General features: G+C 62.1%; 11 protein-coding genes. 2 read left to right on the plus strand and 9 right to left on the minus strand.

What is annotated here, in order from left to right; all coding sequences use genetic code 11:
- Window positions 1-2: 2 nt before the first annotated feature.
- From P8L30_05760 to P8L30_05780, 5 genes are all read right to left on the minus strand, one after another.
- Window positions 3-2,666: a PIG-L family deacetylase gene (locus P8L30_05760; GenBank protein MDG2239689.1), complete on the minus strand. Its 2,664-nt coding sequence runs from the start codon at window positions 2,664-2,666 to the stop codon at window positions 3-5.
- Window positions 2,667-2,766: 100 nt separating this feature from the next.
- On the minus strand, window positions 2,767-3,696 hold the full coding sequence (locus P8L30_05765) for an ABC transporter permease (protein ID MDG2239690.1): 930 nt from the start codon (window positions 3,694-3,696) through the stop codon (window positions 2,767-2,769).
- Window positions 3,689-4,708 carry an ABC transporter permease gene (locus tag P8L30_05770; protein ID MDG2239691.1) on the minus strand — a complete coding sequence of 340 codons (1,020 nt, stop codon included), beginning with the start codon at window positions 4,706-4,708 and terminating at the stop codon, window positions 3,689-3,691. Before P8L30_05770 ends, P8L30_05765 begins: the two co-directional genes overlap by 8 nt.
- Window positions 4,705-6,192 carry an ABC transporter ATP-binding protein gene (locus tag P8L30_05775; protein MDG2239692.1) on the minus strand — a complete coding sequence of 496 codons (1,488 nt, stop codon included), beginning with the start codon at window positions 6,190-6,192 and terminating at the stop codon, window positions 4,705-4,707. Before P8L30_05775 ends, P8L30_05770 begins: the two co-directional genes overlap by 4 nt.
- Entirely contained in the window at window positions 6,189-7,217 is a 1,029-nt protein-coding gene (locus P8L30_05780) for a BMP family protein (GenBank protein MDG2239693.1), read from the minus strand. Before P8L30_05780 ends, P8L30_05775 begins: the two co-directional genes overlap by 4 nt.
- 136 nt (window positions 7,218-7,353) lie before the next feature.
- Between P8L30_05780 and P8L30_05785 the strand changes: the two genes are divergently transcribed.
- On the plus strand, window positions 7,354-8,754 hold the full coding sequence (locus P8L30_05785) for a sodium-dependent transporter (GenBank protein ID MDG2239694.1): 1,401 nt from the start codon (window positions 7,354-7,356) through the stop codon (window positions 8,752-8,754).
- Between the two features lie 142 nt (window positions 8,755-8,896).
- On the opposite strand, the gene P8L30_05790 is transcribed toward P8L30_05785, so the two are convergent.
- On the minus strand, window positions 8,897-10,198 hold the full coding sequence (locus P8L30_05790; protein MDG2239695.1) for a hypothetical protein: 1,302 nt from the start codon (window positions 10,196-10,198) through the stop codon (window positions 8,897-8,899).
- A 199-nt stretch (window positions 10,199-10,397) separates the two neighbouring features.
- Between P8L30_05790 and P8L30_05795 the strand changes: the two genes are divergently transcribed.
- Window positions 10,398-12,521, plus strand: coding sequence for an aconitase family protein (locus P8L30_05795; GenBank protein MDG2239696.1), 2,124 nt, complete (start codon window positions 10,398-10,400; stop codon window positions 12,519-12,521).
- Window positions 12,522-12,536: 15 nt separating this feature from the next.
- Here the strand turns inward: P8L30_05795 and P8L30_05800 are convergent, their stop codons facing one another.
- From P8L30_05800 to P8L30_05810, 3 genes are all read right to left on the minus strand, one after another.
- Window positions 12,537-12,977, minus strand: a complete 441-nt coding sequence (locus P8L30_05800; protein ID MDG2239697.1) for a VTT domain-containing protein — start codon at window positions 12,975-12,977, stop codon at window positions 12,537-12,539.
- 72 nt (window positions 12,978-13,049) lie between these two features.
- On the minus strand, window positions 13,050-14,246 hold the full coding sequence (locus P8L30_05805; protein MDG2239698.1) for a BamA/TamA family outer membrane protein: 1,197 nt from the start codon (window positions 14,244-14,246) through the stop codon (window positions 13,050-13,052).
- A 123-nt stretch (window positions 14,247-14,369) separates the two neighbouring features.
- On the minus strand, window positions 14,370-15,656 hold the full coding sequence (locus P8L30_05810) for an MFS transporter (GenBank protein ID MDG2239699.1): 1,287 nt from the start codon (window positions 15,654-15,656) through the stop codon (window positions 14,370-14,372).
- Window positions 15,657-15,769 lie beyond the last annotated feature (113 nt).

Here is a 15,769-nt window from a genome sequence, read left to right on the forward strand (position 1 = left end):
GGTCAACGCCCCTCAACAAACTCCGCCCATTCCTGGGCATCTAGCGAAACGAGGTTGGCGAAGAGCCGGTAGGCGCCTGGAACGCGGCCCGCCCATTGTCGGAAGAACGACAGCGCAGCGTACACGTAGACCCCTTCCCCAACAGAGGCCACGAGCAGCGCCCCCTGACGGGCGGGTTCCCCGGGATCGTTCAATTCGATCATCGGTGTGTACTCCTCCCCCCACTCACTCGCGAAGTAGAGCCCTCGCTCCTGCACCCACCCATCAAAGTCGTCTTGGGTGATCTGGTTGGGCGTCGTGAAGAGCGGCGACCCAGGCTCGAGGACAGTCACCGTCGCGGTCTCGTCTGCTACTCGAGGGGCCGGGCGCCCAATCGTCAACTCGTACGGGGCATATCCGCCACTAGAGAACTGGTACTGGTTGTACTGAGTGATGACTGTGCCGCCGTCCCTCGCGAAATCGACAATCTGGTCGTTGGCGGCCCTCACATCAGGGCGCGCCTCGTAGGCGCGGACTCCCAAGACGATCACGTCGAAGTCTCCGAACGCGCCGTCACGCACCTCCGCCTCGGAAAGGAGCTCCACGGAGCCACCCATCTGCCGGATCGCCGTGGGTCCGTCGTCCCCAGTGCCCATGATGTATCCGACGCGGACGCCCTCTCGGACGGTCGCGGGCACCACGGTGAGACTCGTGACCGCCTCCGTATAGAGCAACGCACGCTCGACGTGCTCGTAGTCGATCAGCGTGTACCCCTCCGAGTAACTCATGGACCGGTCCGTTGCAGCGACCGCTCGAATCACGTGCTCACCGGGTGCAGGCGCGCCGTTGGGTCGCACCTCGAAGCTCACCGAACGTTCCGCCCCAGCCGACGCCAGCGCAAACCGTTGAGACGCCGGCGTGACCGTCCACCCCTCGGGTGCGGACAATGTCAGGTCTCCAGACGCTCCCTCTCCAGCCTCGGTACGAACGAGCACAGTGACTGTTTGTGGCTCCGTCCGACTCTGCGGCCAGGCGAGTCCACCCGGTGTCACTTGTAGTGACACGGCAGGCACGACAAGCACGGGCTTCACGAATTCCCCGCGGGCCTGGTTCACTCCGACAAAGCGCCAAGGGGTGGTCGCCTCCACTTGCGCGCCCACAGGGTCGTCCCCGTCCAGCAACGAGAAGCGCGCGCGACCCTCGAGCGTCGGCCCGTTGCGCGGCAGACCCCAGTTGTCAAAGGCCTCCGGCCAATCGTAGTACGTACCTGGGCGCTCCGACTCCAAGAAATAGAGTCGCGAAGGTGCTTCGTTACCCGGAATGCGAACTTCGTAGCGCCAAGTAGCGAGGGTACCCGCCGCGACCCGGCCGTCCTCATCAAGACCCTCTACGGCCACCTCGGACACGGTGCGGGCTACCGCCGTGAGTAGCTCAACCTCGGGGAGCCACAGACTGAACGGGCTCCCATTCCATAGCTGAGCCCGAACCTCGACGGTCTGCCCCGGCACGATCAGATCATCCCCAGAGCGGATGTCGAGCACGATACCCGCTGCAGCCATGAGGGCGCGGGTCGCCACAGTCTTCTTCTGCGCCATGACCTCTCGGAACTCGCGGTCGGACGACCCACCGACGTTGCTGGCTTGTCCGAGATGACGGAGCGCGGACGCGAGGCGCGGCACGACCTCCGCGGGGGTGAGTCCGAGGGTAGCCCGTGCGATCGCCACATCCCGTCGATACGCCTCAAGATGGACGATGACCTCTCGAGCCACGTCATCGTCGAAGTTGGAGGCGAGTCCAACCAGGGTCGTGTCGATTCCGCCGAACATCTCGTCGTCCGGGCCTTCGACGTGCCCCGCGATGAAGTTGGCCCCGGCCATGCGTGGACCCAGCGTCTGAGCAGAGCCCATGTCCTGGGAACGGTGCTGACTTCGGCTCAATGCCGAGAGCTGCAGCGTCGACCTTCCAAGAAGCGGATCGATCTCGCCCACATGGAAGAGGACGGAGGACTGCGCGTCCGCTCCCCCTCCGCGCCGGCGGGACGAGAGATAGAGCTTGCCCGGCCTCCATGCCTCGACGCCCTGGGCGAAGTGCTCCGGGAATCGCGTAGGGTCGCCGGCGGCCTCAAAGGCCTCCCGCGTCAGGATCCCCGAAGCTTGGTGGTGACCATGACCATCCGCGGGCGTGCCCGACCAGACGGACACGATGACATGCGGGCGGTACTTCCGGATGACGAAGACGGCGTCCGATAGAATCTGATCACGTGGCCACAACGACAGCGCTTCATCGGAAGACTTGGAGTACCCAAAGTCGAACGCACGTGTAAAGAACTGTTCTCCGCCATCAAGTTCGCGCGCAGCCTCGAGTTCTCCGGTCCGGATGATGCCCAACCCTTCCCACAACTCGGGGCCAATGAGATTCTGGCCCCCGTCACCACGCGTCAGAGATAGGTAGGCCGTCTCAGCGCCATGGCCACGCGCGAGAACGGTGAGCATCGGAGTGTCCTCATCATCGGGGTGTGCGCCCACCATCAGGACCCGCTTGACGCCTTCCATCTGGCGCAACAGCAGGCCTGTGGCCACGAGACCCGTTCCATCCATGGACTGAGCCACGACATGTAGGGGGCCACCGGCCAGCAGTGTGACCGCAGCAGCGATCACCCAAAGACTCCGAATGCCGTTCAACCGCATTGTCACTCCAACCTCGAATCGCCGATCGAGCTACTTAGGGGCACAAGTATAGAGGGCAGCTTGCCTTTCAGGACACCCAATAGGCCCCAAGTTGCTCCCCCTAGCGGCGGCGAGGCCAGGACACAGCCAACGCGGCCGGCGCCCGTGTTCGCCCCACCCAACCAGCCAGAGCCGCCAGAGTCAGCAGATATGGGAAAGCGAGGAAGAGCTGATAGGGCAAATCCAAGCCAAACGTCTGAGCCTGGAACTGCAGTGCAGACGCGGCCCCGAAGAGCAGAGCCGCAATCAAGACCAGAAGAGGATTCCATCGTCCGAGAACCACCACGGCGATCGCAATAAAGCCCCTCCCCGCACTCATGTTCTCGGTGAACGTACCCGCGTGGGCGAGCGAGAGATGGGCTCCAGCGATGCCACCGAGTAAGCCCCCGAAGCCCGTGGCCCAGAATCGAACGAGCCGAACACGTACACCTGCGGCAGCCGCAGCATCTGGTTCTTCACCGGCAGCCCGAAGTTCGAGGCCCCACTGGGTACGAAAGAGGAAGTACCACAGGGTCGGGGCGAGGAGATAGGCCAAATAAGTGGTGGGTGCCTGGTCGAATAGTGCTGAGCCAATCACGGGCAGGCTCGACAGGCCCGGAATAGGCATCTCGGAAAGCGTGGGTAGGGTCAGGGCTGTGCCCGTGGCGCCGAACTCCGCCTGGTAGATCGCTCCAGTGAAACCAAGGCCACCGAGGGTGATGGCCGTACCGGTGATGATCTGATCTGTACCGAGACCGATGGCAAAAGCTGCGAACACGAGAGCGACGAAGAGTCCGGCGAGTGCTCCGACTACCAACCCGCCCCAAGCTCCACCCAACCAAAGCGCCCCGAGTGCCCCGCCCAACGCGCCTGATATGATCGACCCCTCAAGGCCGATGTTGATCACGCCGCTCCGCTCGGTGATCGTCTCTCCGATCGCCGCTAAGGCGAGAGGGACGCCAAGACGGACCGAAGCCTCAAGGAAGGCGATCAGGGCGAGAGACTCAGGCATCGGTCCTCCTCCTGACCTGATCGACTGCGAGCACTGAGAGAATCACGAGAGCCTCGACAGCTGACGCCCAAGCCAGAGGGATGCCAGCATCCCGCTGCATCGCGGCCGCCCCGGACCCGAGGGCACCAAAGAGCAGACCCGTTCCGATAACGGCGATCGGATGAAGTCCACCCAAGAGGGCAACGGCGATCGCTGTGTATCCCCACCCCGGGGATAGGTCCGCATACAGCGCGAACGTGACCCCGGCGACTTCGACGCCGCCCGCGAGGCCCGCGATGGCGCCTGATGCCAGGAAGCTGATGATCATGACGCGATCCACAGGAATGAGACCGACGATTCTCGCCGCCTTCGGCGCAGAGCCAACCGCTCGTACCGCAAAGCCGAATCGGGTCCGCTTGAAGACGACCCACATCACAGCACCTACAGCGACTGCAAGCACGATGCCCATGTGCACGCGGGTCCCTGGAAGGAGAATCGGGAGCTGCGCCGCGTCCGCTATGGGGTCCGTTTGCGGGAAGATCCCACGGGCCTCCTGCAGCGGGCCGCTCACCATGTACGCGGCGAGATAAACCCCGACAAAGTTCATGAGGATCGTTGTGATCACCTCCCCGACCCCGAGTCGGACCCGCATGAACGCCGGCACCGCAGCCCAGAGCGCCCCGGCTAATGCGGCGGCGAGCAGCACGAGCGGAACCAAGATCAGAGCCGGCAACCCCGCCCCACCGATCCCGACCGTGACCGCCGCGATGGCACCAGCGTACAACTGACCCTCAGCTCCGATGTTCCAGACACCTGCCCGAAAGGCTAAAGAGACCGCCAAGCCAGTGAGGATAAGCGGGACCGCTCGCACCATCGTGATGGTCAACGCAGTCGGGCTGCCGACCGAACCCCTCACAAGCGCAGCCCCGGCCTGGAGAGGATCGAAGCCCCCTAGCCACAACGATCCGGCCGCGACAAGCGTGGTCGCTAGCAAAGCGACGACAGCTGCCACCACCGGGCCGGGGCGCTTCATACCGTGCCGGCCAGCATGACGGACCCGATGCTGTCCCGGGTGCGTGCGTCTGCTGGGATCTCAATCAGTCGGCCACGCACAGCTGTGAAGATCCGATCCGAGAGTTCGATCACTTCATTGAGGTCGGTCGACACAAGCAGAACACCAGGCCCGTCGGGTGCCGCAACGAGTTCCGGGAGGAGGGCGCGAACAAAGCCTGTTGCAACGACATCCAAGCCCCGTGTGGGGTTCTCGGCCACGAGCAAATCGCCGGCGGCACGGATCTCGCGGCCCACGACAAGCTTCTGTTGGTTCCCCCCGGAAAGCGCCCGAGCGAGTGTATATGTGTCGGGCGTTCGGACGTCGAAGTCCTGGACAATCCGCTCAGTGGAGGCGCGGATCTCGGTCCAGTCGAGAAGCCGGGAATCCGTCATTCTATGCTCATGCAGCGCAACGTTCTCAGCAAGATCAAGATCGAGCGCCAGGCCCTCTTCGATTCGATCCTGGGGAATGAAGCCAATGCGAGGCGGCAGATCGACAGCGCCACGTATGGGAGCGGTACGTCCAGAGAAGAGGCGCGCCAGCTCGCGTTGGCCGTTCCCAGCAACCCCTGCGACGCCCACGATTTCGCCCCTTCGGATCTCGAGATCCACATCCTCCAGCGCAACCTCCCCGCGCGGCCCAAGGACGTGAGCCGACGCGCACGACGCGACGATCGGCGAGCCGCCCGTCTCGTTAGAAACCGACGTCGATTCTGCAACGCGGCTCGGCACAGCTGCATCGCGCCCCACCATGGCTGCCGCAAGGCCAGTTGATGTCACCTCCCGTCGCTCCGCGGTCAGAACCGAGCGACCCTCCCGCAGGACAGTCACTCGATCCGCAATCGACAAGATCTCCTCGAGATTGTGAGCCACGAGGACGACACTCCGCCCCTCGTCCGCAAGCTTCCGCAGCAGCTCGAAGAGCGGCTCGACCTCTGGGGGAGCCAGAACAGCGGTCGGCTCGTCGAGAACGAGGACCCGAGGTCCCCGGAGCAGCGCCTTCAAGATCTCCACACGCTGCCGATCGCCTACGCCGAGGTCTTCAACGTCCGCGTCCAACGGAACGTCGAGGCCGGTCGAGGCCATCAGAGCTCGGGCTCGCTCTTTCACATCCGCAAGCGGAAGTCTCCATCCGGTGTGCGCGGTCCGAATGCTGAGGGTGAGGTTCTCGGTTACGGTAAGGCGCGGGACCAACTTGAAGTGTTGGTGGACGAGGCCGACACCGTGGGTCCACGCATCTCGAGGGTTCGCGATCGTCACGGGGACGCCCTCGATGGATACGGTCCCGGAATCGGGCCGCACGAGTCCGCCAAGGACGTTCAGGAGCGTGCTCTTGCCTGCTCCGTTCTCTCCCAGGACACCGTGTACCTCACCGGCCCGCAGCTCGAGTTGAGCCCCGTCGAGCGCGGTTATCGATCCAAAGCGTCGTACGACGCCGTCGAGTCGAGCAAGGACTCTGGTCACGACCCCCCGGGCCCGCCTTCAACAAAAGGCACACTGGGCACTTCGAGCGTGCCGGCTCGAATGCTGGCTCGTGCCTCGTCTATCGCCTCGAGCAACGCGGCCGGGACGCGGTCCGTCATTGCTGGATTCACCACGAAGTCGATCACCTCGCCGCTCGAACCGGCGTAGATGGGTGCGCCACCCAACTCGCCGGATTGCCACGCGAGGGCCGTTTCGGCGAACGCTTGAGAGATGCGAATGACCGCGCTCCCCAAGATGACGTCGGGAGCCACATGGTTTTGGTCGTTGTTCATGCCGAGCGCCCACACCGTGCCTCCGGCTGCGACCGCTTCGCGGACGGCCTGGAAGATCCCGAAGGAGCCGCCGTCCATATTGTGGATCACGACATCGGCACGGCGTTGGAGCTGCGCAATCGTGGCCTCCTTCGCCGCCGCTACATCCTCCCAGTTCCCGACAAAGGCCTCGAGAATCTCGACCTCGGGATTCATGGCTCGAGCTCCCGCCTCAAAAGCCCGGAACGTGCTCTGAGCCGGTGGGATTTCAACCCCACCCACCATGCCCACAACGCCACTCTGTGACATACCTCCAGCCATCATTCCGGCGACGTAGGTCGCTTCTTCGAGCTGGAAGATCAGAGGCACGACATTCGCCGAGAACCGTCCTCCCCCACTGACCACAAAAATCGTGTTCGGGAATTGCTCGCCTGCCCGAATCGCCGCGTCCTGATACTCGAAGCCGTGCGCGAAGACGAGGTCGTATCCCGACGATGCGTAGGAGAGAAATGCCTCATCAAACTCGGCGGGCGTACGGGTCTGCTGATGACTGACTTCCGCACCCATCTGGTCCCGTAGGAGCAGGAGTCCTTCGTACGCTCCCGCGTACCAGCCAGCATCGCTGACGGGTCCTCCCGTGAGCAGCGCGACGCGGAAGACATCGTCCTCGCTCGCGTCCGACTCCGCGCCGCCACAAGCGGCCACGATCGCAGCGCAGGCGACGAAAAAGACGGTCGTAAATCGACGCTTCATGCGGTTTCCAGGAGAGGAATTAGTTTACGCACTGACAGTAAACCGCTGACTGTTGAGAGTTCAAAGGTCCCAGTATGTTGTCGCCCATTCAGCGTACCCGCCACATGGGTCCGCACCTCCTTCCCGGAGTTATCGAATGGACGAGCAGCAACGCGGCAATTGGAGCTCAAGCCTGGGCTTCATCTTGGCCGCTACAGGAAGCGCCATCGGACTCGGGAATCTGTGGAAATTTCCCTACATCACCTGGGACAACGACGGCGGCGCGTTCGTCCTTGTTTATCTGCTCTGCATCGCCGCAGTCGGCCTGCCCATCATGATGGCCGAACTGATCATCGGGCGGAAAACGCAGAAGAGTGCGGTCCCCGCTTTTAAGGAGGCCATCGGCCCGGCCTGGGGCGTCGTCGGACTCTGGGGTGTGTTGTGCGGCTTCATTCTGCTGAGCTACTACACGGTCATCGCGGGCTGGTCCCTCTTCTACTTCTGGAAGTCGGTCCAGTGGAGCCTGGGAGGCTTCACCGCGGCGGGCGCGATGGGGGACGTCTTCGGGCAACAGGTGAGCAAGATCGGTCTGCAGTTGGGTCTCTCGCTCAGTTTCAGTATCGCGACCGTCGGCGTCGTGTACTTCGGTATCCAGAAGGGGATCGAGCGCGTCGCCCGAATCTTCTTGCCGATCCTCTTCGGTATCCTCTTACTGCTGCTCGTAAGCGCACTCGGAATGGATGGGTCCGGGGAAGCCCTGAGCTTCCTATTCAGGCCGAACTTCGCAGAGCTCGAGCCAAGCAGCGTCCTGGAAGCGCTTGGGCACGCGTTCTTCACGCTCTCGCTGGGCATGGGCGCAATGATCACGTACGGATCGTACCTCGCCAAGGACCAATCCATCGTGAAAGCGGCCGGGTGGATCGTGCTGCTCGACACGGCCATCGCGATCGTGGCGAGCATCATCATGTTCTCGGTGATCTTCTCGGTCGCAGGAATGCGTGAGCAGGTCGGGTCCTCTCCGGTGGGCATGCTCTTCATCTCGCTACCCGAGCTCTTTTACACCTCGGTGCCATTCGGGACGATCCTCGCGCCGTTGTTCTACGTGCTCGTCGCATTTGCGGCACTCACGTCGACAATCGCGATGCTCGAAGTAACGGTCTCGTATGTCATCGACGAACACAGACTCAAACGCTCCAAGGCGACCATGTTGTCTGGGGCGGCCGTCTTCGTGTTCACGATCTGCGCGGCACTCTCTTTCAGCGACACGCCTTTCTTCTCGACGTGGCAGATCTTCGACATCGGGAACCCGAATAAGATGGGTTGGTTCGCCACCATGGATCATTTCGTGGGCAACTGGATGCTGCCTACGGGGGGGCTTGCGGTCACGCTCGCTGCCGGGTGGTTCATGACTCGCGAGGAGACCGAGGCGGAGCTAGTCGACGGTACTGAGCCTGCATGGTTCAAGTACGGCGCTTGGCGCTTCTTCATCCGCTACGTCGCGCCGATCGCGGTGGCGGCGATCATTATCGCGGTGATGCTCGGTGTGGACTTCGCTTAGAGAAGACCGCTTCTGACGCGAAGAAGGGATGGCAGCTGTCGCTGCCATCCCTTCGACTTCGCTGGTCGACGCGTCCAATCGCGACCGGCACCACTACTCACGGCAGGCCACCTAGGGCGACCCTCGTGTTTCGTACTGCGTCCTAGTTGATCGCCCCAGGCAGGCGGCGGACCACGATCGTGGGGACGTCGTATTCGTCCATCTCGATGAACGCAGCCAACCCGTCAGGCCCAAACGAACTCGGGATCGACGTTTCGCCAGCTGCGAAGGTCCCCACGTATCCTCCGTCGGGAGAGACGATATCGATGGCCCCGTTGGAAACAGGCTCGTCCCCGCGCCTCTGCACCCAGAGCGTCCCACCCCAGCTCGACGCCAGCGCTCGGATCACCGGAACTTCCAGAAAGAAGACGAGGTTCTCGAGCGACTCGAGTCGCATGTTGCGCATATCGTCCGGGTCGATCGACATGTTCGAAGATCCACCTCCGCCGCCACCGCCAATCATCATCACCCGGCCACCGCCTCCACTGCTCTCTTCTTCGATCTCAGCGATCTTGCGCTCACGCTCGGCGTCCTCCACGGACGGCGTCACTGCTTCTGGCACGATCGAGCGTCGCAGCACGCGCGACCCGCTCGCATCCGTGACGTTCACCTCGTACGCGGAGGAGTCGACGTAGGCCACCCCGCCTTCCACGACCGAGACGAGCAGTTCGGGCTCAAACGCGCGCGGCGGAGGCATCGAAATCTGGAAGTTCCCGCCGCCACCCGACCCAAGGGTACGGCCCTCGGTGGCCTCTAGCGGCGGGGGCAGCCAACCCTCTGCAACCACTTCGGATAGGGTCGTCTCACCGGTCAACGCGAGTCGTTCGATGGGTCGCGTGGTTGGCTCGGCCATACCCGGACCTCCCATACGTATCTGGATGCCTCCCTCACCACCTATATAGACGGCGTCTCCATCAGGATCCGGAAGGTACGGGCCCATCTGAATATTCATGGATCCGGGAGCGCCCATGGATACAGACCTCAGGTACTCCCCGTCGGATCCGTACAGGGTGAAGGCCCGATGTCCCAGATCTCCGACGACGACCGTTCCGTCCCTCATGACGGTAAAACCGAACGCCATTCGCATCTCACCTGGGCCCTCTCCTGCCCTACCGATGTCGCTGACATGATTCCCATCCCGATCGACCTTCACGATACGGGTCGCTTGCCGGTCGAAGATGTAGAGGTAGCCCTCAGCGTCGAACCCCGTGGAGGACACCTCACCGAACGTCTCCCACAACTCCCCGTTCATTGACCCGACCCGGAAGACCTCGTCGAAGTTTGCGTTGAGGCGACGATCGGCAGCCGGTAAATCGATGACCTCCTGCGCGGCCAATGCGCCGCCGGAAACGACCAAGACGGCGGCAGCCAGCACAAGCACTCTTCCAACACCGAAACGACTCACGGTTCCATCCCTTCTCGGTTTCAGTTCTACATCTCCGACAGTTGTAGATGAATCATGGCCTGTTCAGGGTTGCCTGCCAGGACGCATCGATAGCCGCCCTCCCCAAAGATCGAGGCCCCAAGGGTCTTGCTTCGGCCGGATGAGCGAACACCTTTCGGGTCCCTCCACCTCCCTTGGAGGCTCCACCGAACAGGCGCGCATGATCAAAGATCTCCGAGAAAGGCCAATCGAAAAGCGGCCGACGACCCTGAAGTTCGAAGGCAGAATCCTTTACCTGCTGGACGACGCCGAATTGGTGAAGGGACAGCTCTACGACAACCTGAATGTCGAGCTGACCGACGAGCTGAAGGATCAACTACGAGATCAGATCTCAACGGATGAAATCACCCCAGCCTACATCTGCTTCTTCTATGACGAGACGCTGGGCGACTTCCCCTACCTCGGGCTACGGACAACGAACCAGTCCACCGGGGAGACGGAGTATCCGGTAGAACGCAACGCGGTTCGTAACGGCGGCTTCGTCTGCTCCGTCGCGGGAAAGCGTCGCGGAAAGGGCAGTAGCCGCGAGGCGAGTCCCTACGCCGAACTGCACTCGGGCATCAAGGTGGTGGTCGCTGAGAGCATCGAGCGTATCTACAACGAGAATTGTCAAAACCTCGGAGTTCTAGCGACGAACGACTTCGGCATCATCGACCGCATCAAGGCAGGGGAGGAGATCCAGCTCGAGGAATTCACCGCCGGCAAGGACGACATCACCCGGCAGATCATCGAATTCGGTGGACTGTTCGAGTTCAACGTGGCACGCCTTCAAGGCAAAGTGTCGATCCCGCTGAGCGCTGCGCAGGGCGGACACACCGGCGTAGGAGCCACTACGCTCCAGGCTCCTCCGGCGACGCGACCCATGACGCTCGCGGAGAAGATCTTCGCCAAACACTTGGTCACCGATGCGGCCGAGGGTGAGGCTGGCGTCCCCTGGGTACAGCCGGGCGACGCGGGCTTCTACCAAACGGACATCCGGTTCAGCCACGAATACGTCACCCCAATGGCCTCGATCTTCTTCGAGGACAAAGTCGGAAAGGACGCGAAAGTCGTGGATCCTGATTCGATCCTGTTCTTCCGGGACCACCTGACCTTTCTCGAGAAAGTCATGAGCCAGGAGCGCATCGAGCAGGGCCTGCTCGACGTCGCCAAGGAGCTCGAGGTCAAACAGCGCGAGTTCTCCGTAAAGCAGGGCGTGAAGCTCTACGGCGAACAGATGGGCAAGAAGCTCGGCTCCCAAGCGATCTGCCATTCCAAGATCCTCGAAGAGTACGCCGAGCCGGGAATGCTCGTGATCGGGACCGACTCCCACACACCACACGCGGGTGCCATTGGAGCCGTCGCATTCGGAGTAGGCACCACGGCGATCTTCAACTCTTGGATCACCCGTGACGTCCGCGTCAGCGTACCAGAGTCGTTCAAGGTCGTCGTCTCAGGCGAACCTGCAAACAACGTGACCGCCAAGGACTACATGCTGGAGATCCTCCGGCATCCGTACATTCGAGACGGGCACGCGATCGGCCAGATCGTCGAGTACGCGGGGCCGGCCGTCGAAGCTCTGTCCGTGGACGAACGTGCCACCATGACGAACATGGCGGCCGAGGTCGGTGCGTTCACCGGCATCATCGCGGCGGACGACAAGTCCGTCGAGTTCATGGTCAACGAACGCGGCATGGACAGAGCTCGCGCCGAAGAACTGATCGTGGGCATGCAGAGCGACCCCAACGCCGAATACGTGAAGGTCATCGAGATCGACGCTTCCGCTATTCGGCCCATGGCGGCGCTTCCGAACGATCCAGGCAACGGTGTCTTCATCGACGAGTTGGGCAGCGACCCCATCCGCATCGACATCGCGTATGCGGGCTCGTGCACTGCGGGCAAGAAAGAGGACATGGACATGTACGCCGCCGTGTTCGCGGAGGCAGACGCACAGGGCCTGACCGCCCACCCGGATGTAAACGTCTTCATCCAGTGTGGTTCGACGGAGGTTCGTGAGTACTGCAGGGAAAAGGGCTACCTGGAGCTCTTCGAGAAGATGGGCGCCGAATTCATTGAGCCCGGGTGCGGAGCGTGCATCGCGGCCGGTCCTGGCGTGACAACGTCTCCTGATGAAGTCTCGATTTCCTCTCAGAACCGGAACTTCCCCGGCCGCTCAGGGCCAGGAAATCTCTATCTGGGTTCGCCGTACTCCGTGGCCGCGAGCGCTGTGACCGGTCACGTGACGAGCTGGACACCTGGGCAGGCATTCAAGCCCGTCAGCGCACGGAAGCTCACTACCATCTAGGACGGCCCGTCGGGACTACGTACCGATCCCAGCTCGCACGGCCAACCAAAGAATCGCTCCATACCGCCCCACCGTTCCCGCGAACGCGGCCACAATGAAGATGGGGAACGGGAGTCGCAGAGTGCCGCAGGCTAGCGTTATTACGGCGAACGGAGGCACCGACACGAGTGCTCCAGAGAAGAGCCCGGCACCAAGAAGTTTCTTCTTTTTCCGCCAGGGCTCCGTCTTCGCCAGAAGCGCCTGAGCGCGACGGGGCAGCTTTTCAGGAGCCCACCGCGTCAGCCCATAAAGAACGGTTTTGCCGACGACTTGGCCGGTGGCGCAGGCAAGGACGAGCACCGGGAGCTGATCGACCGGCAGTACCAGAGCTGCACCTAGGATCACCGCTTCAGAACTGATCCAAGGAAACGCTCCACCCGCCGCACACGTCAGTGCAGCCCCGATTATGACGCTCAAATCCATCGGCAAAGGTGTATCATGCCGTGCGGTTTGGCGACGGCTCCGAAGGAATTGGGTGGGCCCCAGCCCCTAGTACAGATATCCCAATCCGATGTACATGGGCATACCGGCTTCGGCCGAACGGCCGAGGTCTGCGGCGATGATGAAGTTCTCACCCATGCCGATCCGCACCCCCCCACCAAAGCCACGGTGAAGGTCTGTCATGAGCTCGGAGAGCTGCACGTCACCATCCCACACCCTGCCTTGGTCGACGAACGCCGAAAGAACCACATGGAACGGTTTCCCGATCAATCTGAATTCCGCCGCTCGCCACCGGAGCTCAGCATTCCATACCACCATCCCACGTCCAGCAAAGCGGTTCTTGAGAACACCTCGCACGGTCTTGGCACCCCCAAGCCCTTCCTGCTGCTTGAAGGACGTCTGCACCCGGAACAAGTCGTGTGCCGGCGCGCCTTCCGTGACACCCTGAAGTAAGTATCGGTGTGCGAAGACCAGCTTCGAGCCAATCGAGAGATACCTCCGGTCGGTGAAGGTCCACCGCGAGTAACTCCGATCCGCACCGAACTGCTCATCCACGCGCTGAAACAGAAACTCCGTCCAGGCGCCACTTCGTGTCCCGGTCTCACGATCACGCGAGTCCCAGACCAACCCTGCCCGAACGTAATTCGTCCACTCCGAATCTTCGCCGGTCACGATCTCTCCGGCGTACAGCGTCGTACCGTCTCCCTCAGGGACGTCCGTGATGTCTGTATTTACGAAGCCCGCGCCGAAGAGCCCACGCAACTTGGACTCTCCAAAAGGCCTCTGGAGATTGAACGTGGCGCTCCGCCTGTTGCGACCGAATCTGTAGAAAAACGGATTTGGGCCATCCTCCAAGTCCAACGCTTCGTCGTATGCAGAGGCGTTGCCAACACCGTAGTACGGAGTCGCAATCTGTTCTTCAGTACCGAGAAAGGCATCGAGTCGCCATCCGTCCGGCAACAGATGCGGCGCATCGAAGAACAGTGTGAAGTCCCGTCGCCCTTCTGTGGTCAGGAAGACCGTCGGCCGGGCTGACCACATGTACGGACCCAGGGCACCATCTCCGTACTGATAGAGTTCGACAAGCGCACCGTATCCGAACCCTTCGTCCGCATCGAAGGTGATGGCTGGCAAGGCTCCGACCTCGAGTCCCGTGGGTCTCTCCTGTGCCCCCACATCGACCGGCTGCACAAGGCAGGCAAGGGCGAGCGTACCAATGAATCGGGCTTTCGTGGAGCGAGTCATGCCATCCTCCGATTTAATCCCCTTCGGTTGGACCCCAAAACATACCTCACGGCCAAAGCGGGTTCGATACGTAGGGTGACGTAGGTCGAGCCTTCACGACGGCCGCTCCGCAGCCGCGGTCTCCTAGCCGGCGACTTCCGGAGGCAGAAGATCCTCCGGCCCCCAGTCGCGTTCCTCGTCGGTCACCTTCCTGAGGATCACCCACGCGATCAGAATCCAGACCAGAAGGCTCCCCATCGCTGCGGGGCGACCCCAGCCCAAGGTATGGGACACGAGGGCGAACATGGCGGGTCCAATGATGGCGGCGAAGCGACCCACCATGCTGTACAGGCCGTAGAACTCACCCAGGCGCCCTGGTGGTGCCAAGATCAACATGTACGGGCGATCTGCCGTCCACGTCCCTCCAAGTGCGACTCCGGCGACACATGCGACGGCCCAGAACGTGGCAACGGGAAGCCCGAACACGGGAATCGCCACGGCACCGACCAGAGCGACCGTCCATAGTCCGAGAACGAAGTTCAACGTCCGCTTGGGTCCGATCCGATCGACCACCGAGCCGAGAATGAGACCACCGAGCACCGCAGATACGATCGCCGCAAGCATGAGAAGTTGAGTGCCTGTGGTGTCGAATCCGGCTTCTTCTTGGGTGTAGATCCCCAGAAAGATGATCACCGTGTTCGCGGCATCGGTGTAGAAGACCCGTCCTAACAAGAATCGCCCGAGGCCGCGATATCGTGGCAGATGGCGCAGCGTATCCTTGACCTGGCGCAACGCCTTCCCTGCCGTCTTCAGGGTGAGCCGCACCTTCGTGTGTACCCCTGTCTCCTTCACATAGATGAAGATCGGGATCGCAAAGAACGCAAACAGAAGAGCGGTCACCCGAAAGATGCCCACGTGTCCGATCCGATCCAGAAGGACCAGGCCAGTAACCACACCAATAAACGAGCCGAGGTATCCGATTCCGACCCCGAAGCCACCCACGACTCCCTTCGTCTTCGGCGTACTCACGACCGAAAGCGTCGCGTCGTAGAAAATCAGGCTGGCCTGGAAGAAGTAGTTGGCGACGACGAAGAAGCCGAGCGTAACCCAAAGCCCACCCACGCCGAGCGCCGCAGTACAGATCACACAAGCGACGGTGCACAGCTTGAGGAACGGCAAACGCCTGCCTGCTTGGTCGGAGAGCGCCCCGAGGATCGGGGCACTGACGAAGACCAGGAGCATGGCGAGACTGTTCGCATACCCCCAGGTCGCGTCGGTCCCACCCATGTCGAGAACCCACAGCGCCAGATACAACGACACGATGTTCATGGAGAAGATCGTGTTCGCCAGATCGTAGAGAGCCCATGACATCACCGGCTTCGTGAAGACGGTCTTCCAAAAGCCTCGGGCAGCCTCGGCGGGCTCTGTCATGCAGACACTCCATTTACCTTTGCGCTGATGCGACGTGCAACAACCTAGGGGCTGGCCTAGTGGCTCGCTCATACGTCAGGATACGTGGCTCCACTTTCGTCACTAACCGGGTT

The sequence above is a fragment of the Longimicrobiales bacterium genome (assembly GCA_029245345.1).
GTDB lineage: Bacteria > Gemmatimonadota > Gemmatimonadetes > Longimicrobiales > Gaopeijiaceae > CALFPJ01.